The organism is Leifsonia sp. 10L418 (assembly GCF_056395445.1).
Genome location: NZ_JBFTJN010000007.1, coordinates 65174 through 88064, shown reverse-complemented (window position 1 = coordinate 88064; position 22891 = coordinate 65174). Strand labels below are relative to the sequence as shown.

The 22891-nt window shown below is 64.3% G+C and carries 26 protein-coding genes; 11 read left to right on the top strand and 15 right to left on the bottom strand.

Translation table 11 applies throughout. The features are described from left to right. Window positions 1-12 precede the first annotated feature (12 nt). Window positions 13-516 carry an ATP-dependent zinc protease family protein gene (locus tag AC1DCF_RS14590; protein ID WP_441789238.1) on the top strand — a complete coding sequence of 168 codons (504 nt, stop codon included), beginning with the start codon at window positions 13-15 and terminating at the stop codon, window positions 514-516. A gap of 39 nt (window positions 517-555) precedes the next feature. On the opposite strand, the gene AC1DCF_RS14585 is transcribed toward AC1DCF_RS14590, so the two are convergent. Next, on the bottom strand, window positions 556-972 hold the full coding sequence (locus AC1DCF_RS14585) for a nitroreductase/quinone reductase family protein (protein WP_477211658.1): 417 nt from the start codon (window positions 970-972) through the stop codon (window positions 556-558). 129 nt (window positions 973-1101) lie between these two features. Here AC1DCF_RS14585 and AC1DCF_RS14580 point away from each other — a divergent pair, with 129 nt between their 5' ends. Continuing rightward, entirely contained in the window at window positions 1102-1761 is a 660-nt protein-coding gene (locus tag AC1DCF_RS14580; protein ID WP_477211657.1) for a dihydrofolate reductase family protein, read from the top strand. A 43-nt stretch (window positions 1762-1804) separates the two neighbouring features. Here the strand turns inward: AC1DCF_RS14580 and AC1DCF_RS14575 are convergent, their stop codons facing one another. The 3 genes from AC1DCF_RS14575 to AC1DCF_RS14565 form a co-directional block, all read right to left on the bottom strand. Further along, window positions 1805-2566: a PspA/IM30 family protein gene (locus AC1DCF_RS14575; protein ID WP_477211656.1), complete on the bottom strand. Its 762-nt coding sequence runs from the start codon at window positions 2564-2566 to the stop codon at window positions 1805-1807. Continuing rightward, entirely contained in the window at window positions 2566-3192 is a 627-nt protein-coding gene (locus AC1DCF_RS14570; RefSeq protein WP_477211655.1) for a hypothetical protein, read from the bottom strand. The genes AC1DCF_RS14575 and AC1DCF_RS14570 overlap by 1 nt, the downstream gene beginning before the upstream one ends. A 159-nt stretch (window positions 3193-3351) precedes the next feature. Further along, window positions 3352-3774 (bottom strand): DUF1801 domain-containing protein, encoded by a 423-nt coding sequence (locus tag AC1DCF_RS14565; protein ID WP_477211654.1) that lies wholly within the window; start codon window positions 3772-3774, stop codon window positions 3352-3354. 133 nt (window positions 3775-3907) lie between these two features. Here AC1DCF_RS14565 and AC1DCF_RS14560 point away from each other — a divergent pair, with 133 nt between their 5' ends. Further along, window positions 3908-4444 carry a dihydrofolate reductase family protein gene (locus tag AC1DCF_RS14560; protein WP_477211653.1) on the top strand — a complete coding sequence of 179 codons (537 nt, stop codon included), beginning with the start codon at window positions 3908-3910 and terminating at the stop codon, window positions 4442-4444. A 608-nt stretch (window positions 4445-5052) separates the two neighbouring features. Here AC1DCF_RS14560 and AC1DCF_RS14555 read toward each other — a convergent pair. Both AC1DCF_RS14555 and AC1DCF_RS14550 read right to left on the bottom strand, forming a co-directional pair. Further along, the gene (locus AC1DCF_RS14555) at window positions 5053-5598 is read right to left on the bottom strand and encodes a dihydrofolate reductase family protein (RefSeq protein ID WP_477211652.1); all 546 of its coding nucleotides are present in this window, start codon (window positions 5596-5598) and stop codon (window positions 5053-5055) included. A gap of 75 nt (window positions 5599-5673) precedes the next feature. Continuing rightward, complete coding sequence (locus tag AC1DCF_RS14550) at window positions 5674-6456, bottom strand: TetR/AcrR family transcriptional regulator (protein WP_477211651.1); 783 nt, start codon at window positions 6454-6456, stop codon at window positions 5674-5676. Window positions 6457-6538: 82 nt separating this feature from the next. Between AC1DCF_RS14550 and AC1DCF_RS14545 the strand changes: the two genes are divergently transcribed. Then, window positions 6539-8083, top strand: coding sequence for an FAD-dependent monooxygenase (locus tag AC1DCF_RS14545; RefSeq protein WP_477211650.1), 1545 nt, complete (start codon window positions 6539-6541; stop codon window positions 8081-8083). A 32-nt stretch (window positions 8084-8115) separates the two neighbouring features. On the opposite strand, the gene AC1DCF_RS14540 is transcribed toward AC1DCF_RS14545, so the two are convergent. Together AC1DCF_RS14540 and AC1DCF_RS14535 are read right to left on the bottom strand one after the other, a co-directional pair. After that, complete coding sequence (locus AC1DCF_RS14540) at window positions 8116-8598, bottom strand: glutathione peroxidase (protein ID WP_477211649.1); 483 nt, start codon at window positions 8596-8598, stop codon at window positions 8116-8118. Window positions 8599-8673: 75 nt separating this feature from the next. Then, window positions 8674-9168 carry a DUF1801 domain-containing protein gene (locus AC1DCF_RS14535; protein WP_477211648.1) on the bottom strand — a complete coding sequence of 165 codons (495 nt, stop codon included), beginning with the start codon at window positions 9166-9168 and terminating at the stop codon, window positions 8674-8676. Window positions 9169-9387: 219 nt separating this feature from the next. Here AC1DCF_RS14535 and AC1DCF_RS14530 point away from each other — a divergent pair, with 219 nt between their 5' ends. Then, on the top strand, window positions 9388-10635 hold the full coding sequence (locus AC1DCF_RS14530) for a S1C family serine protease (RefSeq protein ID WP_477211647.1): 1248 nt from the start codon (window positions 9388-9390) through the stop codon (window positions 10633-10635). Window positions 10636-10693: 58 nt separating this feature from the next. Here AC1DCF_RS14530 and AC1DCF_RS14525 read toward each other — a convergent pair whose 3' ends face one another. After that, window positions 10694-12433 (bottom strand): CocE/NonD family hydrolase, encoded by a 1740-nt coding sequence (locus tag AC1DCF_RS14525; protein WP_477211646.1) that lies wholly within the window; start codon window positions 12431-12433, stop codon window positions 10694-10696. 121 nt (window positions 12434-12554) lie between these two features. Between AC1DCF_RS14525 and AC1DCF_RS14520 the strand changes: the two genes are divergently transcribed. Further along, complete coding sequence (locus tag AC1DCF_RS14520; protein ID WP_477211645.1) at window positions 12555-13184, top strand: TetR/AcrR family transcriptional regulator; 630 nt, start codon at window positions 12555-12557, stop codon at window positions 13182-13184. On the opposite strand, the gene AC1DCF_RS14515 is transcribed toward AC1DCF_RS14520, so the two are convergent. Continuing rightward, window positions 13179-13832, bottom strand: a complete 654-nt coding sequence (locus AC1DCF_RS14515) for a DUF1254 domain-containing protein (RefSeq protein ID WP_477211644.1) — start codon at window positions 13830-13832, stop codon at window positions 13179-13181. The genes AC1DCF_RS14520 and AC1DCF_RS14515 overlap by 6 nt on opposite strands. Before the next feature lies 1 nt (window position 13833). Beyond that, window positions 13834-14436, bottom strand: a complete 603-nt coding sequence (locus AC1DCF_RS14510) for a DUF1214 domain-containing protein (protein ID WP_477211643.1) — start codon at window positions 14434-14436, stop codon at window positions 13834-13836. A gap of 177 nt (window positions 14437-14613) precedes the next feature. On the opposite strand from AC1DCF_RS14510, the gene AC1DCF_RS14505 reads away from it, so the two are divergent. Continuing rightward, window positions 14614-15801, top strand: a complete 1188-nt coding sequence (locus tag AC1DCF_RS14505) for an alkaline phosphatase family protein (RefSeq protein WP_477211642.1) — start codon at window positions 14614-14616, stop codon at window positions 15799-15801. A 147-nt stretch (window positions 15802-15948) separates the two neighbouring features. On the opposite strand, the gene AC1DCF_RS14500 is transcribed toward AC1DCF_RS14505, so the two are convergent. Next, complete coding sequence (locus tag AC1DCF_RS14500) at window positions 15949-16878, bottom strand: alpha/beta fold hydrolase (RefSeq protein WP_477211641.1); 930 nt, start codon at window positions 16876-16878, stop codon at window positions 15949-15951. Next, window positions 16875-17345, bottom strand: a complete 471-nt coding sequence (locus AC1DCF_RS14495) for a MarR family winged helix-turn-helix transcriptional regulator (protein WP_477211640.1) — start codon at window positions 17343-17345, stop codon at window positions 16875-16877. The genes AC1DCF_RS14500 and AC1DCF_RS14495 overlap by 4 nt, the downstream gene beginning before the upstream one ends. Before the next feature lie 17 nt (window positions 17346-17362). On the opposite strand from AC1DCF_RS14495, the gene AC1DCF_RS14490 reads away from it, so the two are divergent. From AC1DCF_RS14490 to AC1DCF_RS14480, 3 genes are all read left to right on the top strand, one after another. Further along, window positions 17363-18343 carry an NAD-dependent epimerase/dehydratase family protein gene (locus AC1DCF_RS14490; RefSeq protein ID WP_477211639.1) on the top strand — a complete coding sequence of 327 codons (981 nt, stop codon included), beginning with the start codon at window positions 17363-17365 and terminating at the stop codon, window positions 18341-18343. A 182-nt stretch (window positions 18344-18525) separates the two neighbouring features. Then, window positions 18526-19632 (top strand): serine hydrolase domain-containing protein, encoded by a 1107-nt coding sequence (locus tag AC1DCF_RS14485; RefSeq protein ID WP_477211638.1) that lies wholly within the window; start codon window positions 18526-18528, stop codon window positions 19630-19632. 82 nt (window positions 19633-19714) lie between these two features. Next, window positions 19715-19951 (top strand): hypothetical protein, encoded by a 237-nt coding sequence (locus AC1DCF_RS14480; RefSeq protein ID WP_477211637.1) that lies wholly within the window; start codon window positions 19715-19717, stop codon window positions 19949-19951. Between the two features lie 47 nt (window positions 19952-19998). Here AC1DCF_RS14480 and AC1DCF_RS14475 read toward each other — a convergent pair whose 3' ends face one another. Then, the gene (locus AC1DCF_RS14475) at window positions 19999-20433 is read right to left on the bottom strand and encodes a hypothetical protein (RefSeq protein WP_477211636.1); all 435 of its coding nucleotides are present in this window, start codon (window positions 20431-20433) and stop codon (window positions 19999-20001) included. A 136-nt stretch (window positions 20434-20569) separates the two neighbouring features. Here AC1DCF_RS14475 and AC1DCF_RS14470 point away from each other — a divergent pair, with 136 nt between their 5' ends. After that, window positions 20570-21478, top strand: a complete 909-nt coding sequence (locus AC1DCF_RS14470) for an arginase family protein (RefSeq protein WP_477211635.1) — start codon at window positions 20570-20572, stop codon at window positions 21476-21478. A gap of 20 nt (window positions 21479-21498) precedes the next feature. Here AC1DCF_RS14470 and AC1DCF_RS14465 read toward each other — a convergent pair whose 3' ends face one another. After that, on the bottom strand, window positions 21499-22572 hold the full coding sequence (locus tag AC1DCF_RS14465; RefSeq protein ID WP_477211634.1) for a DNA polymerase IV: 1074 nt from the start codon (window positions 22570-22572) through the stop codon (window positions 21499-21501). Between the last annotated feature and the right edge of the window lie 319 nt (window positions 22573-22891).

Here is a 22891-nt window from a genome sequence, read left to right as displayed (position 1 = left end):
CAAAATAAACGAGTGAGCGAACCGATCTATTCAACCACCATCGCGGGCTGGCGAGAGTGGGTCGGCCTACCCGGCATCGACGTGCCCTGGATCAAAGCGAAGCTCGACACCGGCGCACGCAGTTCGGCCCTGCACGCCTTCGACGTCGAGGAATTCGTCCGCACGAGCGAAACGGATGGCGCGGCCGTCGACTGGGTGCGCTTTCGGGTGCGACCCTGGCAGCGGTCCGTGAACGACGTCGCCGTTGTCGAACGCCCGGTGCACGATCGCCGCGTGGTGCGCAGCTCCTCGGGGCACAGCGAGGAACGCATCGTCGTGCTGCTCGACATCCAGCTCTTCGGGCGCACGATCACGGCCGAGACGACGCTGAGCAATCGCGATCAGATGGGCTTCCGGATGCTCATCGGCCGGGAGGCATTGAGCCAGGGATTCCTGGTGGATGCCGGCAAGTCATTTCTCGCTGGACGAGCACCGAAAGAGGTGCGCCGCCGCAATCGCGCTCCTCGCGCCTCGTGACGCCGTCTGAGGCATCCGAGAATGACCACGTCCTCCTAGCTATGCGCGGTTGAGCGCCAAAACGGGGATCGTGCGAATGCCGGCGGTCTTCGCCTCATACTCCGCGAATCCTGGGTAGCGACGTGCCTGCTCGGCATAAACCCGATCGCGCACCTCGCCCGTCAGCTCGTGCACTGTGACGGGGTAGGTTTCGACGCCGATCTCGACTTCACCCTGGCCGGCAGAAACCAAATTCCAATACCAGTCCGGGTTGGTGGGTGCGCCGGCCTTGGAGGCAAAGACATAAATAGTGTCCGATTGCTCGTCGGCCAAGTACATCATCGGTGTGACGAACTCACGATCACTCTTGCGTCCGCGATGATGCACGAGCACGATCGGCGCCCCGGCGAAGTAGCCACCGACCTTGCCGTCGTTCGCTCGGAATTCCTCGATAATCGGTGTGTTCCAATTCCCCATATAGAACTCAACCCGGCGAGCGCCGCAGATATTTCAAACGCCGAGGCCTGCGGCATCCATTCCGCTCCTTGACTGACTATTTTCCGCAACTACAGTGAGTGCAGCCTTGCAACCACACTCGAAGGAGAAATGATGACTGTCCGCGCCGACCTGAACATCTCGCTCGACGGGTTCGCTACCACCACCGATCAAACCCCCGAGAATCCGTTCGGCCTCGACTGGGGCCGGCTCGTCGACGCCTACACGGCGACTCGCACTTTCCGCGAGCGAGTGCTGCACGACCAGAGCGGCGAGGGCACGACCGGAGTCGACGACCGCTACGCACAGGCCTACTTCGCCGAGGTTGGCGCCGAGATCATGGGCGCCGGGATGTTTGGACTCCACAACTTTCCGGACGACCCCGACTGGCGCGGCTGGTGGGGCGACGAGCCACCATTCCGGGTGCCCGTATTCGTGCTCACGCACACAGAACGCCCACCGATCGAGATGGCCGGCGGCACAACGTTCGAATTCCTCTCCGCCACACCGATCGACGCGCTCGCACGGGCACGGGATGCGGCCGGCAGCAAGGATGTGCGGATCGGCGGTGGTGCAACGGTGGTGCGTGACTTCCTCAAAGCGGGACTCATCGACCAACTCCACGTCGCAATCAACCCCATTCTGCTGGGCCGGGGCATTCGCCTCTGGGACGACCTCCGGGAACTCGAGTCGAACTACGACGTCAGTTCCGAGGTCGCGGAGAGTGGCATCATCCATGTCACTTTCCAACGAAACAGAAATCGCCCCTGACGAGTAACAGGAGCGATTTCTTCTGCGTAGTTCCGTGGCGCCGCTACGGCGCCGTCGGCCCCTGCCCGATACTGAGCCATCCGTCGGAAGAACCTCCCGGCGCACTGGTCCCATTCGACTTCATTGCCTTGAGTTGACGCTCGATGTCGGAACGTGACGCCAACTCGGCCAGCTGGCGCTCGATGTCGGCATCCGGCGCCGCCGTCAGGTCCTGGAGGGCGCCGCTGGACAGCAGCTCGTCGGTGGCCTGCGCTCGGGCCTGCATTTGGGCGACGCGATCACGCGCCCGATCGAGGCTGGCGCCGATATCGTTCATGTTCGCGCCGATCCCCGCAACTGCCTCGTTCGCCCGAACCTGTGCTTCGGAGGCGCTGTAGGTGGCCTTCATCGTCTCTTTCTCGACGCGGAACGCGGCAATCTGCTCGGCCAGCCGACGTTCCCGCTCCTGCAGCTGGGACATTTGGTTCTGCAGCGAGCTGTGCTGCGCTTGCAGCTTGCCCACCTGTCCTTCGAGCCCGGCGCGGCGTTCGAGGGCAGCGCGAGCGAGATCCTCGCGCCCTTGCTCCATCGCTTCCTGAGCCTGAGAGCCCAGGCGCCCGTAGCGCGCGCCCATCTCCTCGCCCTGCAGCTCGATCCGCTTCTTCGCCGTGGCGACTTCGGCGACGGCTTGGCGCACCTGGTGGAGCAGCTTCACCTGTTGCTCGTAACTGTCGTCGAGGGCGTCGCGCGGGTCCTCCATGCGGTTGAGTGCCTTGGAGGTCTTGGTGCGAAAGATGGTGCGCATCCGTGCGGTGTTGTCGCTCATCACTGGACTCCTCTGGTCTGGAAAGGATCATTCGATCGGTACTGGGTGGTGGTGTCGGCGCGTGCGTCGCCGCCATTCAGGTGCGCCAACTCCACCAGACCCGCGTGCAGGGCAGTCACCTCGAGGTCGACCTCGGCACGAAGGGAAGAGAGCGCAGCCCCGGTGGAGTCGCTGAGCCCGTCGGCGACGGCTGCCCGCAGCTCGCGGATCATGTCGGAGATCTGGTCGACCGCCAGGCCCGCTGCCGCAAGCTCATCGGTCAGTGCGCCGGAATCCGTCTCGCTCTCCATCAGAAGTAGCTGCGCCTGCAGCGCGGCCCCCTCCGCCTCGATGCGCCGGAACAACCGGGGAAGGTCGCCGCGACGGCCGTTACTGCGAACGGCGAGATCGATGGCCGCCCGTCCGCTGTCGAGGGCCTCGTCGAGTTGCAGCTGCAACGCGAAGACCTTGCGTCGTGGACCCCAACTCATCTGCGCGCGACTCTTCAAGACCGCCCCGTTGACCGCGCGACTGCGGCGGATGCGGCGATACAGCATCCGCACGATCAAAAAGAAGGCAATCCAGGAGAGAGCGGCGATGGCAATGATGGCTGCGAATGAGAACAGCATCCCGAACAGGATGTCCATGAGTTGCACCTCCGTGAAGTCTCCGCCGCGGCCGCACTGTCGCAATCGCGATATAACTCAACTTACGCGCGTGGCGGCGCCAATGAAAGAAGTCTCGACAGATCCTCAGTGACGAAGTGAACCGCATCCGCGGAATCGCACACGCGCAACGCTTGCTGCTCAGAGCGCCTGCGATCGCGCCTCAGCGAGCGAGAGTTCAAGCAGCGTGCGCAGCGCGCCGCGATCCACTCCCGTCAACCGCGTGAGGTAGAGGCAGACCTTGCTCGCGCGAGCATTGCCGAGCCTGGCCACGAGATCAGGCCAGCGCTCCGAGAAGTTCTCGGGGAGGTAGATCGTGTGCTTTGTCGGGCCTGGTGCGAAGGCGAGCAACGGTGAGCGGCCGCCGTGCCCGCTCTGATAGCGATACTCGAACTCACCGAAACCGATGATGCGGCCCGCCCACACGACCGGCGGCTCACCGCTGATCTCGCTGAAGAGAGCAAGCAGTTCGTCGGCTTCGGCACGCCGGGGACCCGTGGCCCGGTCGAGCACCTCCGTGACCGGCAGGTCGGACGGCGACATCGCGGGCTGCTTCGCTGCCATGGGGGCTCCTCACGATCGTGTTGGATGACCCAGCGTACTGCGGTGGCACAGCTGTGCCGCGGCGGATGTGGCTGCCTGGGCTGGTCGGCGCAAGAGCCAAGACATCCGGAGAGGATCGGGAAATACTGGGCGCATGGGAAAAGTGACGGTCTCCTTTGAAATGACTCTCGACGGGGTGTTCGACCAGATGGAGCGCTGGTTCGATCCGAATGACCCCGGGGTGCAGCGAGCCTCCGACAGACTTGTCTTCGGTGCCGACGCAGTCCTGCTCGGTCGGGAGAGCTACGAGTTCTTTCGCGAGTACTGGCCGGCACAGACCGACGACCGTGGCTTCGCCGCGCACTACAACGCGCTCCCCAAGTACGTGGCCTCCCGCACGCTCTCGGGTCCGCTCGACTGGAACGCGACACTCATCGAGGGAGACGTGGCCGAGACGGTGCGGCGCCTCCGCGACCAGTACGACTCGATCGTCTCCCACGGCTACGGCGAATTGGCCGCCACGCTCGTCGACGCCGGGCTGGTCGACGAGATTCACGCCGGCATCCATCCGTTCATGGTGGGCAACGCCGAGATTCGGCTGCGCACACCCCATCCCGTCGGCCTACGCCTACTCGAGGTGCAGAGCTACGACTCGGGAATCATCGCCGCTCAGTACGTACCGGTTCGCTGACACGCTGGGGGCCTCACGCGGAGGGCCAGGCGATTCCGAAGCACGCACGGCAATGGGTAGCGATTCGGTGCGGTGCGTGGCGGCGGGCGGTGCCTGCCACATTTCGATGAAACGCGGAAGGGTCCGGCCCTGCTTTGATTCCGACGACAGAACTGACACGGGTGATGGCGGTTCCTTCCAAAACTGCACTAGGTGCCGCTCGAAGATTGATTCCACGACGGCGTCATAGGCCGCGTCCCGCCCGGTGGCGTGGAGCCGCGCACGGTAGCTGCCCTTCTCATCACCCCTGATTGTCCCGACATCCTTCTCTTCGAAGTCTGCCAAATCACTGAAGTAGGCCCGTCCTTCCGGGAGCATCAGGGACAGCTCGTGGATGTCTTCCCACCCTGGCGCGGTTGTCTCCGGTCTCGCATCGAGGGCCTCGACAGTCAAGTCAATGGGGCCCGCATATATGCCTGTGAAAACCAAGGGCACCATCAGCGACGAGTCCTGCCTGTCGCCGCGAATCGCCGCCTGCAAGGCAGCCACTGGGTCTGCCGGAGGAAAGGATTCCGTGACTAAGTGCACGACATGCTGCCATGCACGAATCTCGAAAGCGGCAGCTTCGATCACATCACCAGCCTCACAACGCGATAGTCGACGAGCAGAGAGCCAGTCGGCGACATCTCGCTTCTGATCGTTTCGAGCGGAATCGACGGCAAGCCATCGAAGAGGCGTCGTCCGCGGCCGGCAATCTTCGGCGCGATCACGAGCCGGAGTTCGTCGACGACGTCAGCGGCGAGCAACGACTGCGCGACCGAGATGCTTGCGTGCACGCCGACATCGCCTCCATCCTGCTGCTTGAGGTCTCGGATGAAATCGACCAGCCCGTCATCGATCACAGTCGCGTTGGCCCAGTCCTGGTCAAGTGGGGTCGACGTCGCGACGTACTTCCTGACCCCGTTGATGAACGTCGCGAATGGCTCGATCTCACTGCTCGGCCAGAACTGCGCCCACTCGGCGTAGCTCCGCCGACCGAGAATGACCGCGTCTTGTGTCGCGATCACTGCGGCAAGGTTGGCGTCCATCGCGTCATCCCAGTCGGCGAAAAAACTGTCTGGGTTCTCGGCAACCCCGTCGAGGGACAACAACTCGTACACCACGATCTTTCGCACGCCGACACCTCCGATTGGCGTCGATGCTACTCGCTGACTTGTCTTTCTCCGAGATCGGTTCCGAACGGCGGCACCTCAGGAGCGGTTCCGAGGATGCGCCCCCTCGCGGCGCCGCAGAGGCTCGAGCCCACTGATGATGCAGGTCAGCCCGAAGTGGAACTCATCGCGCAGCACGACGGGGAGAAACGCGGCTGACGCCGTGACCGCAGGGAACACGACTGGGTCGAGCTTGGCGAAGAACTCTTGCAACTCACGACCGGAATCGCCGGACGACGGGTCCGGTCGTCCCAGTTGGGCGGAGAACCCGATTGTGTAATGCATGACCGAAGTGAATGCCTTGCTCGCGATCTGCGGCGTGAATCCACCGCTAATGAGCCCTGCAAGCACATGCTCCCGGAGCACGAGGGCGTTCGGACCGAGCGCGATGCCGTCACCCAGCACCGCGACCATGTGCGGGTGCGCCTCGAACACGCGGTAGAGCGCATCTGCCGCGGTGACGAGATCCTTCCTCCAGCGGTCGTCCGTGGAGTCGCCAGCGATGCCGGACAGGGAGTCGGACCGGGGCGCATCGCCCGACTCGGTTCCGTCCGTTCCGCCGCCAGGCTGCCGCGAGAGCGCCTCACTCACCTCGCCGAGCACAAGTTCGCCAACGGCGGAGAGCAGCACCTCCTTGCTGGCGAAGTGGCGGTACAGGGTCGCGGTGCTCGAGTGCAGGCGCTTTGCAAGGGATCGCAGACTGAAGTCATCGGCGCCGTATTCGTCGACGAGTTCCAGCGTTGCCGCGACGATCTGCTCGCGTGGCATCGACGGCCGACCGGGCCTGGAGGTTTCGGCGGCGTCCGGACCATCGATCTGCATTACCCCATCCTTCCGCATCCCGTCCTTTTCGGATACAGTGTAGCCAATACGGATACACTGTAGCCAAAAAAGGGGGACCATCGTGGAGAACGCCACGAACGACATCGACGTACTCATTGCCGGGGCCGGACCGAGTGGATCGGCGCTCGCGGTCGACCTCCTCAGGCGCGGCGCGAATGTCCGCGTAATCGACAAGGCGGCACACGCCTTCGACGGCTCACGCGCGAAAGGCGTGCAGCCGCGCACGCAGGAGATACTCGACGACTTCGGCGCCATCACCGACGCCAAATCACAGGGCTCGGACTACCCGCTCACTGGCCTCCACCTGGGTCCTTTCACCATCCCCTGGCGCATGCAGAAGCACACGACGGCGACCGACGATATCCCGTATCCGAACATCCTGCTCCTCCCCCAGTTCCGCACCGACGCCATCCTTCACCGGGCACTCGAACGTCTCGGCGTCTCCCCCGATTTCGGAGTTGCCCTCGAACGATTCGAGCAGCACGAGGCTGGCGTCACCTCGACTCTCAGCACCGGCGAGACAGTTCGCTCTCGCTATCTCGTGGGAGCCGACGGCGGTTCGAGCGTCGTCCGCAAGGGTGCCGGCATCGGCTTCATCGGTTCCACCAACGCCGAAGACCGCACTCTCATCGTCGACGCGAGCGTCGAGGGGCTTTCACAAAACCGGTGGCACATGTGGGCGAAGTCGAAAGGTCGCGGCGTCGGCGCCTGCCCCCTGCCACACGGTGATCAGTTCCAGATCATGATGCGGTTGAATCCCGACGAGGAAGTCGACCTCGCCGAGAGCGCCCTCGTCGAGCGATTCCGTTCGCTCACCGGCTACACGCTTCGAGACGTCACCTGGACGTCGGTCTTCCGACCCAATGTGCGGCTGGCCGAGCACTACCGAAACGACCGGGTATTCCTGGTCGGCGATGCGGCGCATGTCCACACGCCGGCCGGTGCCCAAGGTCTCAACACAGGCGTGCAGGATGCCTACAACCTCGGCTGGAAACTCGGACAGGTCATCGCCGGCGCCCCGACAGCGCTGCTCGACAGCTACGAGGAGGAACGTCGCCCCATCGCGGCGCACGTACTCGCTCGGTCGAGCCAGCTCTACGACGGTATCGAACGCGGGGGCGTCAGCAGCGTGAGCGGGCTGAAGCGCGGCGACGAGGAGCGGCAGCTGTCGCTCAGCTACCTCGGCGGGCCACTCGCGAGCATCGATGCGATGTCCACGACGACTCTGCACGTCGGCGACCGGGCGCCCGACGCGCAATGCCTCGGGGTGAACACCGGCACTCAGGCTGGCGCGGAAGTCCATCGCCTGTTCGACGCCTTCCGCGGTCCGCACTTCACTCTGCTCGTCTTCGGCGAGCGCGCGAAGCTGGCGGTCGACGCGGTCTCGTGGGCGCCCCTGGGCGCTGATCTGCGGCGGTTCGAGATTGTCGATTCGGGGCCAGCGAACCGTGGAGGCGCCCTCGTCGACGAGGTCGGCACCGTGCGTTCGCGCTACGGCGTCACCAGCGACGCGATCGTCCTCGTGCGCCCCGACGGCTACATCGCGGCCATTGCTACGAGCGAATGGGCGGCAACGCTCGAGTCCGCCCGGCGCATTTTCTCCTGAACGTGACGATCACCCGCGACTCACTCGGCGGTTCAGGAGGGCAGACTCGCCTCGATCGCAGCGATGACGGACGGGGCGTCGGGCACCGTGCGCGGGCGGAAGCGGTGGACCTCACCGGCAGGAGTCACCAGAAACTTCTCGAAGTTCCACTGCACCTTGCCCGCCTTGCCGTCCGCATCCGGGGTCTTCTTCAGCTCGGCATAGAGAGGGTGCTCATGACGCCCATTCACTCGCACACGATCGAAGATCGGGAAAGTGATGCCATACGTCGTGGAGCAGTACTCCTTGATGGCGTCGTTCGAACCGAGTTCCTGCAAGAACTGGTTACTTGGGAAGCCCAGAACTTGGAGTCCGCGTTCGCCGTACTGCTGCTGCAGCGTCTCGAGCGTTTCGTACTGCGGGGCGAGCCCGCATCGCGACGCGACGTTGACGATCAACAGCGCCTTACCGTCGAATGCGGCGAGCGAGGTCTCGTTGCCCTCCATAGTCATGAAGGGAATGTCGCGAATGGTCATGTCAGTTGCAACATCAGGCGAAGGCTCGACATTCCGTCCGCGCACAAAGTATGCTTTCGACCCTTCGCCCAGGGTTTAGCGCTTCTTACCGCCAACACCGGGCACGGATGCGACCTGCTTCATCCACGCGGCGATCTGGCGTTCGTCGAGGTCATCGACGGACTCGAGCTCCACACCCCGCGTCGTTTTACCCATTCCCACCGGCGTCACCGGCGGTACTGGCTCGAGCGCCGCTCCGTTGATGAACATGAGCTTGACGTGGCCGGCGAATCCTCCGCAACAAAAACTCCATCCGTCGCCGACGCCGTAGTACGACATGCCCCACTTCACGGAGCGCTGCAGGTTGGGCAGCGTCTTGGCTGCCAGCGCATCGACCGCTTCAGCGATGCCGCGCTGCGGCTGCGGCAGGCTGGCGATGTAGGCGAAGACCGGCTTGTCGCCGACCGCCGCTTTCGCGGGGCTTGCCCTGCCGGTCATGGCTTCCGGCAGCGCCCAGGCGGCGTCGACGTGTGACGCGGCGCCCGTGGCTGGCTTCTGAACTTCGCTCTTGCCGATCTCCTCGCTGGTCATGGCGGAATCCTATTCCTCATACATCGCGGGATAGTCAAGACAAAGCGGAAATCTAAGAACGACGAAACCGACGGCGAGAACAAGAATCGGTCCTGGCTCTCATCAGGCGTGCCGGTGGGTACTTCCCAACCAATTTGAAACCCGCTCATAGGGTTCGCATAGCGTCGGGGAGTGTGCTGACGCAATCAATGAAGAATCCTCGAGCGCGAATGGGTCAGGATGATGAACACAACGGACGATCTCACCAGCACGCGCATGCGCACGAGCTTTCGGCGGCCCGGCCAACTGGCCGTACTCTCGGCTGTGGCCGCAGCCGCCCTCGCCATGGGTTCGGGGGTCGGGGTTGCCACAGCTTTCGGCGCAGTCCCGCCCACCACGAGCACCGTTTTCAGCAGCGCCGCCCTCTACAGCGAGCCGTCTTATGGCGGTCTCTCGTTCGGGTATGGTGATCCCTACTCCGGCGCGGGCACCGGCGGGTCGGACAGCACCTCCCCCGTAGCCGCCACCGCCACACAACAGGTCGGCGTCGTCGACGTGACCTCACAGCTCACCTACGACAACGCGGAGGGCATGGGGACCGGCATGGTGGTCACGCCTAACGGTGAGATCCTCACCAACAACCACGTCGTGGCGGGAGCGACAAGCATTAGCGTCATTGTCGTCTCGACGGGCGCGATCTACACGGCGTCCGTCGTCGGAACGGATGCCACGGACGACATCGCGGTCCTACAACTCTCGGGGGCCTCCGGGCTGCAGACCGCCGCCTTCGACGGTTCTGCGAACGTCTCGGTCGGAAGCGCCGTCACCGCGGTCGGCAATGCCGGCGGAGTCGGAGGGACGCCCTCAGCCGCTACCGGAACGATCACCGCCCTCGACCAGACCATCACGACGCAGGCGGAGGGGTCAGCGGCATCCGAAACCCTGAATGGACTGATCGAATCCAGCGCCAACATCCAGGCCGGTGACTCGGGTGGGCCGCTCTACAACGCGAGCGACTCGATCATCGGGATGGACACTGCTGCAGAGACAGGAGGCAGCGCTGTAGCCGGCTACTCCATTCCCATTTCCACCGCGCTGTCGATCGCGGGCCAGATTGAGGCGGGGCAAGCCTCGTCTCAGGTCACGCTCGGCTACCCGGCATTCCTGGGCGTCGAGGTGATGCCGTCAACGGGCGCCTCGGCATCCGGTGATGGAAACGGTTTCGGCGACAACGCTGGCATGCCGGGGTCGACCGTGCCGGGAGCGACGATCGGCGGGGTCATCGAAGGAACGGCGGCCGCGAACGCCGGACTGGCAGCCGGCGACACCATCACGGGTTTGAACGGCACGGCAATCACCTCGGCATCCGACCTGACCTCGCTGCTGGCCGGTTGCGCCCCGGGCCAGAGTGTGACCCTCACCTGGGTGGATGCGTCCGGTGCCACCGCCACGGCGACGGTCACGCTGGGGGCGGGGCCGGCCGCCTAGGCCCGCGTTGAAGCGTTTCGAGGATCGTGAGTCCGGATGCGCGAAGCGCCAATATCGACTAGGCCTTCTGCACGGGTAGCTGCAGGTAGGAGGCGTGCTCGCCACCGGTATGGATGACGTGCTGCCCGCTGTTCGCTCCGACGTACTCCTCGATCGCGGGCATCAGCGTGCCCAGGAGGTTCCGCGAGCTGACGATGAATCGGAGTTGCTCTCCGGGGTAGAACTTCAGGCCGACCGGTAAGAGGTCGATCTCGATCTCCACGATTTCCCCGGGCGAGAGCTTCTCGACCCGGTCGAAGGTGTGAGCCGGCACCTCATCGGTCGAGAGGGTCTCGTCGAGATGACGGGCCGACGCACGCAGACGCCCGTCAGATCCCTTGTACTTCAGGATCGTGGCGCCGTGGTCGGTGAGGTCGTGGATCATCGCACTGTGATTGGGCGTGGTGAATGCTTCCAGCGGAGTGCCGTGAGCGTCGAGCTTCTGCACGAGAACGAAGAGGTCCATGTCGTCGGAATCGCGTGCCTCGACGAAGAGGTGGGCTTTCGGGTAGCCGACCAGCGTCGTCTCGGTGTCGAAGGCAGTGATGAACGAGACGGCGTTCGGGTTCGACGCGACGACATAGGCCGCCGGAACCTTGTCCGTCGGGGCCTCCGTGATCAGACGACGGGTGCGGCCGTCGAGGTAGAACTTCGTCGAGACGACGTTCGCAGGCGGGAACTCGTCGGCGACGACGCCGACCTGGTCACCGCCTTCGAGGTCGAGGACCGAGTAGCGCACACGGGGCGTCTGCTCCCATCCGTTGTCCTCGCCCTTCAGGTAGCGGTCGAAGAAGCGGCGCAGATCCTCCCGGTTCGCCTCGTCGTAGTAGTCGGGCCATTCCTGTCCGTTGTGGATGCGTAGCCATTTCTCCTCCGAGGCGATGCGCCGCCAAGCGCGGAACGTGCCAGCGGTATGCAGCGTGTTCGAATAGCTGGCGACGACGTATGCAGGCACGGTGATCTTGTCAAATTCGGGGATCTTGTTCTGCCACAGCTCATTGACGAGGGGGTACCGCTCGACCTCGCTGAGGATGTCCTCCTTCTGGTTCTTGCCGAAGAAGCTGCCCTCCTGCAGCTGGCGTGCGAAGCCAGTGTCGGGCATCCCGCCGCGCATCACGAGGTCGCGATAGACGTCGCTGACACCCTCCCACGGGTTGATCGCTGCGAGGTGCGGCGGCTGCTCGGCGGCGGTGAACCACTGCGAGACGGCGAGGTAGGAGGTACCGCTCATGCCAACCTTGCCGTCGCTCCACTCCTGCTCCGCGAGCCACTCGATGAGATCGTAGGCGTCATGGCCATCTTGACGATCCCACAGCACGCTGTCGCCTCCTGAATCCACGGTGCCGCGGATGTCGGGGTTGCAGATCGCATATCCCTGGGCGACCCAATACGCGGGGTCCGGAGCCTCGAACTTCTCGAGTCCCGAGACGATGCCGTTCGACAGGCCAACCAGTCCGAAGACGCCCATGACGCTCGGGGAGGTGCCCTGCGCCTTGCCATACGGGCTCCATGCCACGATCACGGGAACCTTTTCCGTGCCAGCCGGACGGAAGATGTCGACGTAGATCGTCACGCCATCTCGCATCCGAACGGCAACGTCCTTCTCGAAGACAATGTCGACCGGGAGTGGAAGGAATGGTGGTGCGATCTGGAATCCCGCCTCCAGGATTCGGGTGCCGGGATCGAACTCGGTCAACAGCCCTGTCCTCGCGGGCGGCAGCGGGCCGGACGGTGTGTAGATCTTCTGGTCTTCGCTCACAACGAGCTCCTCTTGTCTCCTTCGCCCGGTTCGGGCTCTTCCAACGATGCGAGCGTACGCTCCCTGCGCATTAAACTCAACAAGCGTTGAGAAACGTCACAGGTAGCGCTATATTCGACACATGACGATTCCGGAGGATTCCGCCCCCAAGCAGCGTCGGGGCCGGCGCCCCGGAACGTCGAACACACGTCAGGCGGTGCTCGAGGCGGCCCGGACGCGGTTTGCAGTCGACGGATTCGACGGCACGACCATCCGCGCTGTCGCAGCGGATGCGAACGTCGACGCGTCCCAGGTGATGCAGTTCTTCCGTTCCAAGGACGAACTTTTCGCCGCTGTCATGGCCGTTCCGCAGTCTGCACTGGAGAGATTCGACACGGCCTTCGAGGGACCGGATGCGCATCTCGGCGAGCGTGTTGTGCGTGCCTATCTGAGTGCGTGGGAGGGCCCGGCCGACGAATCGGAGCCACTCATGGCGATGTTGCGCGGCGCGATCGTCCACGATCGGGCCGCCGCGCAGTTGGCCGATTTCATCCAATCCCGGCTTCTGGACGGGACGAAAGGGCGCGCCGGCCAAAACTCCGACGCCGCCCTCAGGGCGGGCCTCGCCTCGTCGATGCTCGTCGGTCTGGTCACCAGCCGGCGCATCATCGGCGTCCCCGTCCTGGTCGAAGCCGATACCGAGAGGCTCGTCGCCGTCGTCGCACCCGCGATTCAGGCGATCCTCGTTCCCCATCACGACGAGCCGCTATGAAGTCAGCGGAGCGAGCTGTATCTGTTGCGCAAGCGCGTACGCGGTCGGGTGATCGCTGTCGCTCTCGACGAAGACGCGACCGATGACGAGCACGGAATTGTGTGGCGAAGCGATCTGGGTCATGCCGTTCGGCACCGTTCCCGTCCAACCGGGTCCGCTGAGAAGGTAGTCGCCGGCCTTGGTTCCCGTCGTACGTTTGCCGACATAGGCAAAATTGGCGCTGCTCGACGGATCAGTGAATTGCACGCTGTAGTACCGGCCATCCATCTCGGGCACATGCAGAACGAGCGCCCCCTCCCCCACATCGAGCCAGCCTGCGACGTAGAGCACGTCGTCGGTCCCGGTTCCCATCAAGCTCCCGGTCGACGCCGACGTTGAAGAGATCGTGGGCTCGGCGTACAAGGTGTTCACGGGGATCGGGCCGCCACCGAATCCACGATTGACAATTGCTCTCTTGAAACCCGTGACAGTGATTCGTGGCCAGAAGTAGATGAAGGCCAACGTGCCGAATACCCACACGATCACTGCCGCGACGATCAGCAGGGTCAAGTCGCTCCCGTGAGTGATCCGCTGAAAGACAACCCACGCGAAGACCACCAGGATCACGGCCGTGAGGGGGTATCCGTATTTCAGAATGAGGCGGTTCATCTCACGCTGCCTTGAGCACTGGTGGCACTCGGTAGGTGCCATCGAGAACTGCCGCTCCGGGCAGATACGCGCGGAGCATCAGCTTGAATTTGCCGGAAGGAGTGGGCAGCCAGTTCTGCTCGTGCCCGGTCGGAGCCGCGTGCTGAAGGTAGATGTCGACCGAACCATCCGCATTCTCGGCGAGATTCGAACGATCGTTGAAGCTCGAGCGGCCGATCGGATTGCTCACCATGTATCCCACGACATCCGTGATCGTGAGCGACCAGAAAGCATCATTCGGTGGGAGTTGCCCGGCCGCAAAATGCAGCACGTACTCGTGCCCGCCGCTGAGCGTCTGCCCTGAGCCGTCCTTCATGGTCGTCCAGTACGCCGCCTCTTCGAACACGTTGACGGCAGGGAGTGCTTTCGCACTGGCGGCCCGTACGAGGATCCCGTTCCCGGGCTGGCCGCATGTGCGGATGCTGCTCCAGCCATTGACGGTCGTTGTGATGGCCCGTGCCGCGAGGTTCAAGATGACGATCGCCGTCAGAAATGCGAGGGTGGCGCCGATGATTACCCCCTGCACAACACCGGACTGTGAGACCCATGCGAGGACACTTGCCATCTCGGCACAGTAGCACTGCGCCACATCGCGGTGCCCTGGCGACTGAGCCACGGCTTCTGATTCTCGACGAGCCAACGAGCGTCCTCGCTTTTAGCCTTCACACTCTGGCCATCTGCGGCCCGGCATGGTTCGCTGGGATCGCGGACCGCTCGTGCCGGGCCGTATGAAGGGGATGTGATGTCTGCGGAAAAATCTGGGCATCGGGTGATCGTGTTCCTCCAGGAGAACAAGACCACGGATTTCTATTTTCCGACCATGGCGGCATGGGGTGCCGACGTGGCCGATCACGGCAACCTTCTGGCCATACCGCCGAATTTTGATCAGCCACATGATCGCAACGCTTGGGTGCACTATGCAATGGGCGACTATCCAGCAGTGGCCGCACAGATTGACAATGACTCGGTGATCCCCTTCTACAGCTGGTTGGCGAAGCAATTCGTGTTCAGCGATCACCATTTCGGGCCTGGTTCGAATTCCACGCCGGGGCATATGCTCGCCGTTGGCGGACAGATGCCGACGCTGAAGAATCCGCCGTTCGTCGGCCCGGGCCCGGTTTGGGATATCCCCTCGATCTTCACAGTCGCGGAAGCGGCGAAGGTGTCCTGGGCTGCGTTCCCCGACCAAAGCGGGTACCCGACGAAGTTCTATAAGAGCCTGAGTGAAGCACCGGGCAATGCGAACGTGTTTCCACCGAACGCGTTTATTCCGATGGCGAAGGCGGGAACCCTGCCGCAGGTCTGTTACGTCTGGAGTCCGGCGGGCTACGACGAGCATCCGCCGCACGTGAGCGACCCCGGCTATGTGACCAAAGGGCAGAACCTGGTCTGGTCCCGAGTCCAGGCGGTCATTGACGGGGGCGGCTGGGAAGAAACCACGTTCATCCTTACCTGGGACGATTGGGGTGGTTACGCCGACTCGGTCCCGACCCCGGTCATCGAAACGGTTCCCGATCAGCTGCATCCGAACGGATTCTCCATCATCGGCGGCTCGCGGATTCCGTTGGTCATGTTCGGCGGCATGGTGCCACAGCGCATCGACCCGGAATGGCATTCGCACGCATCCATTCCCAAAACGATCATCGATCTCCTGGGCCTGCCGTCGATGGGGGTGCCCCGGGTGGATGACGCGCCTTCACTAGCGCACCTCGTCGACGCATCGCTGAGAAGACCGATCCCTCCGGTGCCGGGCGCGACGATCAGCCAGCCCACCACGCCGCAGCCGACACCTACACCCGGTGCACCACAACCATGGCCGGGACAGCTGGATGTTCAACTACCGGCGCTCGTGACTTTGGACGGCAGTGTGCTTCCCGCGCCGACCGACGGTGTGGTGCATCCCAACCCTCCGAAGCCGCCCAAAACGTAGAAGCCCGGCCGATCCGGGCGTGCTGTTACCCACATGGTTCCGCTCACGGGCAGAATGAAGCTCTCGTCCTCGGCTATCGACCGAGCAAGTGCACGCGCCGTCCAGACTCCGAGCGCCAGCGTCGAGCGCCGAGGTAACACAGTGCTACTAGGACTGGGTCGCGAGGGCGTGGCCGATGAGCCGTGCAACGCCCGCGGGGTCGGCGAGCCAGGGTGCATGCCCCGCGTTCATCTGGTGGAGGGTGGAGTTCGAAATCCGCCGGATCGAGGCTCGTGCGCGCTCGATGGTGAGGTAAGGGTCGTTCTGCCCAAGGACGAAGGTCGTCGGCGTCATGATCGCGGCGAGTTCCGATTCGTTGAGCGCGCTCTCGGCGCGGGGCGTGCGAAAGTGGTTGATCGCGTGCATGACACTCGCCACCGATCGCGCGTTCCCCGCACGGCGCGAGGAGAGCGAGAGGGCCGCGGCGAGTTGTTCTGGCAGTGCCGCCGACTCGGCCCGTCCGAGGGCTCGCTTCAGCAAGAGCTGATAGGCGCGTGCCGGCATCGGCGTCCGAAGTATCACCTCACCCAGCCCGGGGACGTCCAGCAGCGCGAGCGGCATCCGCACTTGCGTGCCCGCAAGCGCGACGGCTGGGGCACCGGTCACGACCAGTCGTGAGATCCGCCGTGAGCCGGTGGCGGCGTGCCAGAGCGCGAACATGCCGCCCAGGGAATGGGCGACCACAGGCGCTGCGTCCAGTTCCAATGCGTCGAGGATGTCTTCGACGAACCCCCGGGCTTGTTGTCGCACCGTTCCACGCGTGAAGGTCATCGGGTCGGACAGGCCGTGGCCCGGCAGGTCCACGGCGTGCAGGCGGAGGTTGGGGAGAGCGACGAACAAGGGGGCCCAAACCGCGGCGCTCAATGCCACGCCGTGCAGCAGAACGACCGAGGGGCCGCTCCCATGTGAGAGCATCCGCACTCGCACTCCGCTTCGTGAGAGCCGATGCATGGACTCGTCCACCTCGACTCCGAGGTTCGCAAAAAGCTCCCGCTCCGCCTCACGGATGCGGTCGTCCAGGTGGTTGTGCCCGCTCATTTCGCGCTGCTCTCATCGGCGGCAGACACCACGGCGAGATGGGACAACCACGCCCGAATCGTTCGTTCGTCATCGTCGCTGACGCTGACGAATGCCGCATGTTCGATCGCCCTGGCCTGTGCGGTCGCCGACGCGAGCAGGGCGCGGCCCTTGCGCGTGGGCCACATCAAGACGAGCCTCTTGTTCACCGCTCGTCGCTCAAGTAGACCGGCTTGCTCGAGCGCTCGGGTCGCGGTGTGCATCGTCTGCCGCGTGACCTGTGCGAGGCGGGCGAGCTCGGACGTGGAGAGCTCCTCGCGGGTCTCGAACAGGCTCAGGATCGAGTACTCCTGCGTGGACAGCCCCACGTCTGCCAATGCGTCGCCCAGCCGCGCGCGGAAACGCTGATGGGCAAGACGAAACAGGTACCCCAGATTCGCGTCTGGACCAGGGCCATCCAGCACCTGAGTTGTAAGCATATCTGACATGTGTGCTAGCGTAACACATGTCAGTCACCCTGACATCAAAGGTTCGGCAAGAAAGTGAGGACCCCATGAAGATCGTTGTTGCTGGCGCGAGCGGTGTGCTTGGTGGTCAAATCCTGCCCCTTCTCACCTCGAGCGGGCACGAAACCATCGGGCTGGTTCGAACAGAACAAGGGGCAACGCGAGTGCGCGAGCTCGGTGGCGAGGCCGCGATCGCCGACCTGTTGAATCGGAACGCGGTTGTGCAGGCGCTTGAGCGTTCGCGCCCCGAAGCCGTCGTCCACCTCGCCACCGCAATCCCGCCCAAGGTAGATCCTCGAAAGATGGCCCGCCAATTCGAGGCGACCAACCTCCTGCGAACCAAGGGCGCAAGAAACCTACTAGACGCGGCGGACAAGGTCGGAGTGCGGCGCGTGATCACCCAAAGCCTCGCCTATGGCTACGACCCGGATGCTGCCGGCCTGGCAGTGGAGGACGACGACTTCTGGGCCCGGCCGCCGGCTCAGTTCCGCCCCGTTCTGAACTCCCTGCAGGAGCTTGAGGCGCGGACTCGGGAGTCCAACGGCGTGATCCTCCGGTTCGGCCACCTCTATGGCCCCGGGACCATGTATGCATTGGACGGCTCCTTCGCTGCCGATGTCCGCGCCGGAAAGCTACCCATCGTGGGCGGCGGAACCGCCACCTTTTCCTTCATCCACGCCCACGATGCCGCAATCGCTCTTCTCGCAGCGTTGGAATCCGACGCAATGGGGCCGTTCAACATCGTCGACGACGAACCCGCGCCCATGAGCACATGGCTTCCCTATTTCGCCGAGCAACTTGGAGCGCCCGAGCCGAAACATTTCCCGGCTGCCATCGCCCGGCTAGCCGTCGGCGGTTGGGGCGTGGCCTACACGACTCGGCTGCGCGGCGCCGACAATACGCGCGCCGAGCAGGTTCTGGGATGGAAGCCGAGCATCCCGAGCTGGCGTGCTGGTTTTGCGAAACCTCACGCCGACTAGGGTCCGGGACTCCTGGAGACGTGCACGGCGGATTCGCACTTCGAACGGTTGCTGAACTGTTTCCCATTCAGTAGTGAGTCCGTTTCAGGGACTGCGCCGCACGGGATGTGTCTTGTGGAGAACCGGCTTGTGGGCAAATGTATCCTGGGCCAACGCAACGTCTTCCAACGAAGGAGCACCACGTGTCCGACGCCCTGCACGACCTCCTCACCCGTCACGTCGAGGCGGGCACGATGCCCGGCGCCGTCGCCACTATCGGGGCGCAGTGCGAGCCGGTCGCGGTCGGCCTCGCTGCTCCGGGCGGGATGCCGCTGCGAACCGACGCGATCTTTCGAATCCAGTCGATGACGAAGGCGATCACCGCCGTAGCGGCCCTGCGTCTGGTGCAAGACGGCGTGATCGCCCTGGACGATCCGGTCGCCACCTGGTTGCCCGAGCTGGCCGAGCCGCGCGTGCTCGTCCGCCCCGACGCTCCGCTCGAGGACTCGAGACCGGCACGCCGCCCGATCACCGTGCGGCATCTACTCACCAACCAGTCCGGTTACGGCATGATGACCACCGACTCCCCCCTACGGCAAGCGATGGTCGACGCCGGGGTGGAGGCCGGCGCCGAGCCGGTGGATCGCGGTGCACAAGACTGGCTCAACGCACTCGCTGCTCTGCCGCTCGCGTTCGATCCGGGCGACGGATGGCGCTACCACCACTCGTTCGGACTGCTGGGCATTCTGCTCGGCCGCGTGACCGATCGCAGCACGCAGGACGTGCTGGAAGCGACGGTGTTCACGCCGGCGGGCATGACAGACACTGGGTTCACCGTCCCGCTCGAGCAAGCGCGTCGGCTGCCGGCAGCATTCCGGCACGGGGCCGACGGCCTCGAGCAGTCCGAACCCGCCGGGGCCGGCTTCTACGTGGCACCGGCACCGTTCGACGTGAGTCACTCCGAGTTGGTCTCGACCATCGCCGACTATCACGCGTTCCTTCGGGCGCTGCTCGACGGCCGATTGATCGGCTCCGATCTGCGGAACGAACTGCGCCGCGACCAAATTCAGAGCGCAGCGAAGGCACCCGACCGCTTCTTCCCCGGCTTCTGGGAGAACACCGGTTGGGGATACGGCGTGTCCGTCGTGACGGATGGTGCGCACCGTGGCCGGTTCGGCTGGTCCGGCGGCCTCGGCACCGATTTCTTCGTGGATCCCGACGGCACGATCTGCATCGTCATGACGCAGGTAGAGATGGACGAGCGGATCTTCGCACTGCTCGGCGAGCTGCAGGGGCTGAGCGGTTCTTAAACTCCGTCCCGGTAGAACGAACTGATGGGATCATTTTCCCGCTGAGAGTCCCCAACCGCACGTGCGGTGTCAGAATGACGCCATGCGCATTGAAGACTGGTGGCCATCTCTGGACTCGTCAACCCAGCAATGGTTGATCGACAACAACGGTGACGTCGTGCCGCCAAGCATTCTGAACCAGATCACGGCCGTGGCAGGCGAACCCGCTGCCGATGCTTCCTGGGTTGGGGACAACCTTCCGGAGGGGTTCTTCCTCTCGGATGAGGCAATCGACTGGATCGAGAAAACGGCGAACGATGAGGGTTCCGGAGACGAGTAGTCGGGCCCGTGTTAGGACCGTGCTGTTCCCCCAGAGAATCCGACAGGTCAGCCAGCTGCCTTGCGGATGTGCTCTGCGATCGTCCGCTCCGTCTCCGGGGTCAGTGCGAGCACAGCGAATGACGTGACCCAGAGGTCGCCGTCATCAAGTTGTGCTGACTCCTCGAACCCGAGCGTCGCATAGCGAGTAGTGAACTTCGAGGCTGCCTTGAAGAACACGACGACCTTCCCATCCGCGTCGGCATAAGACGGGAAGCCGTACCAGGTTTTTGGAACGAGATGCGGAGCCACCTCGGAGACGATCCGATCGATCCCCTCGGCGAGAGCTCGGTCCTCATCCGGTAGCGCGGCGATCGCCTCGCGGACCGCCTGCTCCCCTGCGGCACGGCTCTTCCCGGCCTTCTCCTGCGCTCGCAGTTCGGCGGCGCGCTGCTTGACGGCCTCACGTTCTTCGGTGGACAGCCCCGCGGTCTTCTCAGCCATGTCTTGCTCCTTGTCGTTGTAGGGTGGCCGCTCCCGGCCTACCATCACACTACGGCTCGCGGCCCAGGGCGCACTTCTCGAATCCTGATCGATTCCGCCGGTAGGGACAAGTCGCCTGCGCGGAAGGATGTTGCCCATGGCGGAGCTGGAACTGATCGGCGTCCCATTCGACGGGTACGGCCGGCCCGGCAATCTGACACGAGCGTCACGCGCACTGCGAGCGGCAGGCTTCGTCGATGCCTTCGAGATGCACCGTGTGAACGACGCGGGAGACCTTGACCTGCCCGAGCCGAACGCCGACCGAGCTCCCGGTTCGGGGCTGATGAATGAGGGCGCCCTCACCGCCATGACCGATGCGCTCAACGATCGGGTGGCCCGCGCTGTCAGGGGCGGGCGCTGTCCCGTGGTCTACGGAGCCGACTGTTCGACGCTGCTGGGCTCGGTCACCGCACTCAGAGACGCGGTCGGCACCGGCGGGCTCTTGTTCATTGACGGGCATGAAGACACCATGCCGCTCGACGTATCCGAGGATGGGGAAGCAGCGAACGCTGAGATCGGTCTGCTCCTCGGGCTGACCGGTCGCTTCGCGCCAAAATCGCTCAGAGCGAGGCTGCCGGCGATCGAGCCGGATGCCCTCGCGATGCTCGGCCCACGGGACGAAGAGTGGCGGCGCCAGTTCAACGTGGGATCGTTGCGGGAACGCGGCATCTGGCAGCGAAGCGTCGAGGAGATCGCCGCGGACCCGTCGAGAGTCGCACGGGAGGCGGTTGCTCATGTGCGAGCGACCGCGGAGAACTGGTGGCTGCACATCGATCTCGACGTGCTCAACCCGAACGAGTTCACGTCCCAGGGCGTCCCTGGCGTCGAGGACGAGCCAGGCGGACTCAGCTGGAAGCAACTCACCGACGTCGCCGTGACCGCAGCCGGAATGGAAGGATGCCGCGGCTGGAGCGTCGCCATCTACGACCCGGATCAGGACGTGAATCGCAAGGATGCCGCGAGGATCGTTCGGTTCGCCCGGGAAATCGGATCCGCGCTCACCTGAGCGCCTTCCATCTTGCGCCGTCACCAACCGCCGCGCGTCGGCGTATGTCCCTTTCGGGCATCGTCGGGCATGGCCATTTCTGCCCGCAGACCCAGGAGTCGGATCGGACGCCCCTCCTCAATTTCGGCTGCGAGGTCTAAGACCCGCGCGAGGATTTCGTTCCCGTCGGAAGTGTCGGGAATCTTCCTCGCGCGGGTCGTGGTGATGAATGGCGCGTAACGAATCTTGAGGGTCAGCCCAATCACGGGCCGTCCTTCGGCCACAACATCCTCAAGCACGTGCGCTGCCAGCTCCCTCACGGCGTCATCCACCAGGGCGGGGTCGGTCAGGTCGCGCTGGAAAGTCATCTCTCGGCTATGCCCGCGGGCAACCCAGGGGGTGTCGTCCACAACGCTGGCGCCATCCCCGCGTCCGAGCTCCGCGTACCAAGGACCCATCTTGGGGCCGAATTCTGGGACCAGTTCCTCGGGGTCGCACGCGGCGAGCTCAGCGACCGTCTTGATGCCGAGTTTTGCCAGCCGGCCCGACACCTTGGTTCCCACGCCCCACAGCTCTTTGGTGGGCCGACTGCCCATGACATCCAGCCAGTTTCCTGCCGTGAGACGGAAGACGCCGGCCGGCTTGGCAAAACCGGTGGCGACCTTGGCTCTCACCAACGTGTCGCCGATGCCCACGCTGCAATGCAGCTGAGCTCGCTCCAGAACAGCGGCCTGCACCTGCCGGGCGTAGGCTTCCGGGTCCTCTGACTCAATGCCGATGAAGGCTTCATCCCAACCCAGCACCTGCACGGTGGCGTCGGGCCGCGCGCGCAGGGTGGCCATCACCGCTTCCGACGCCTCGAGGTAGGCCTCTTGATCGACGGGCAGGATCACCGCGTCGGGCACTTTCCGGGCCGCAATACGTAGGGGCATTCCGGAACCCACGCCAAACGCCCGGGCTTCGTAGGATGCGGTCGACACCACAGCTCGTTCCGTGGGGTCACCCCGACCGCCGACAATGACCGGCTTGCCCGCAAGCTCCGGTCGCCGGAGCACTTCGACGGCCGCGATGAACTGGTCAAGATCGACGTGCAGCACCCATGGGATTCCGCTCACGCCACTAGTGTGCCCCGATTCTCCGTCGCAAGCATCGGCTCTCGACCGAGCTGGCGACCGAGCTGGCGACCCGCTGGCCACATCCGCATCAGATCTGGAGAAAGGCGGCGGCGGCACCAAAAGCGACGGCTCTCATGTAGACCACTGGCCCCAGCCCTGAAGCGACATTCGCAGTGAGGACCAGAATCTCCGCGCTGGCCAACACTCAACGATAGGCCGGTTTGAACTTCTGAGGGAGTGACTGTCAGCACACGTAGTCGAACTCGACTCTTGTGGAAGCGGCACAAGAGGGGAATCATCAGTCATCGCAGATCGGCTT

Coding starts and splice junctions, on each gene's coding strand:
- AC1DCF_RS14585 (WP_477211658.1), bottom strand. CDS start 972: ATGGGGAATTGGAACACACCGATTATCGAGGAATTCCGAGCGAACGAC.
- AC1DCF_RS14580 (WP_477211657.1), top strand. CDS start 1,102: ATGATGACTGTCCGCGCCGACCTGAACATCTCGCTCGACGGGTTCGCT.
- AC1DCF_RS14575 (WP_477211656.1), bottom strand. CDS start 2,566: ATGAGCGACAACACCGCACGGATGCGCACCATCTTTCGCACCAAGACC.
- AC1DCF_RS14570 (WP_477211655.1), bottom strand. CDS start 3,192: ATGGACATCCTGTTCGGGATGCTGTTCTCATTCGCAGCCATCATTGCC.
- AC1DCF_RS14565 (WP_477211654.1), bottom strand. CDS start 3,774: ATGGCAGCGAAGCAGCCCGCGATGTCGCCGTCCGACCTGCCGGTCACG.
- AC1DCF_RS14560 (WP_477211653.1), top strand. CDS start 3,908: ATGGGAAAAGTGACGGTCTCCTTTGAAATGACTCTCGACGGGGTGTTC.
- AC1DCF_RS14550 (WP_477211651.1), bottom strand. CDS start 6,456: ATGCAGATCGATGGTCCGGACGCCGCCGAAACCTCCAGGCCCGGTCGG.
- AC1DCF_RS14540 (WP_477211649.1), bottom strand. CDS start 8,598: ATGACCATTCGCGACATTCCCTTCATGACTATGGAGGGCAACGAGACC.
- AC1DCF_RS14535 (WP_477211648.1), bottom strand. CDS start 9,168: ATGACCAGCGAGGAGATCGGCAAGAGCGAAGTTCAGAAGCCAGCCACG.
- AC1DCF_RS14530 (WP_477211647.1), top strand. CDS start 9,388: ATGATGAACACAACGGACGATCTCACCAGCACGCGCATGCGCACGAGC.
- AC1DCF_RS14520 (WP_477211645.1), top strand. CDS start 12,555: ATGACGATTCCGGAGGATTCCGCCCCCAAGCAGCGTCGGGGCCGGCGC.
- AC1DCF_RS14515 (WP_477211644.1), bottom strand. CDS start 13,832: ATGAACCGCCTCATTCTGAAATACGGATACCCCCTCACGGCCGTGATC.
- AC1DCF_RS14510 (WP_477211643.1), bottom strand. CDS start 14,436: ATGGCAAGTGTCCTCGCATGGGTCTCACAGTCCGGTGTTGTGCAGGGG.
- AC1DCF_RS14505 (WP_477211642.1), top strand. CDS start 14,614: ATGTCTGCGGAAAAATCTGGGCATCGGGTGATCGTGTTCCTCCAGGAG.
- AC1DCF_RS14500 (WP_477211641.1), bottom strand. CDS start 16,878: ATGAGCGGGCACAACCACCTGGACGACCGCATCCGTGAGGCGGAGCGG.
- AC1DCF_RS14495 (WP_477211640.1), bottom strand. CDS start 17,345: ATGTCAGATATGCTTACAACTCAGGTGCTGGATGGCCCTGGTCCAGAC.
- AC1DCF_RS14490 (WP_477211639.1), top strand. CDS start 17,363: ATGTCAGTCACCCTGACATCAAAGGTTCGGCAAGAAAGTGAGGACCCC.
- AC1DCF_RS14480 (WP_477211637.1), top strand. CDS start 19,715: ATGCGCATTGAAGACTGGTGGCCATCTCTGGACTCGTCAACCCAGCAA.
- AC1DCF_RS14475 (WP_477211636.1), bottom strand. CDS start 20,433: ATGGCTGAGAAGACCGCGGGGCTGTCCACCGAAGAACGTGAGGCCGTC.
- AC1DCF_RS14470 (WP_477211635.1), top strand. CDS start 20,570: ATGGCGGAGCTGGAACTGATCGGCGTCCCATTCGACGGGTACGGCCGG.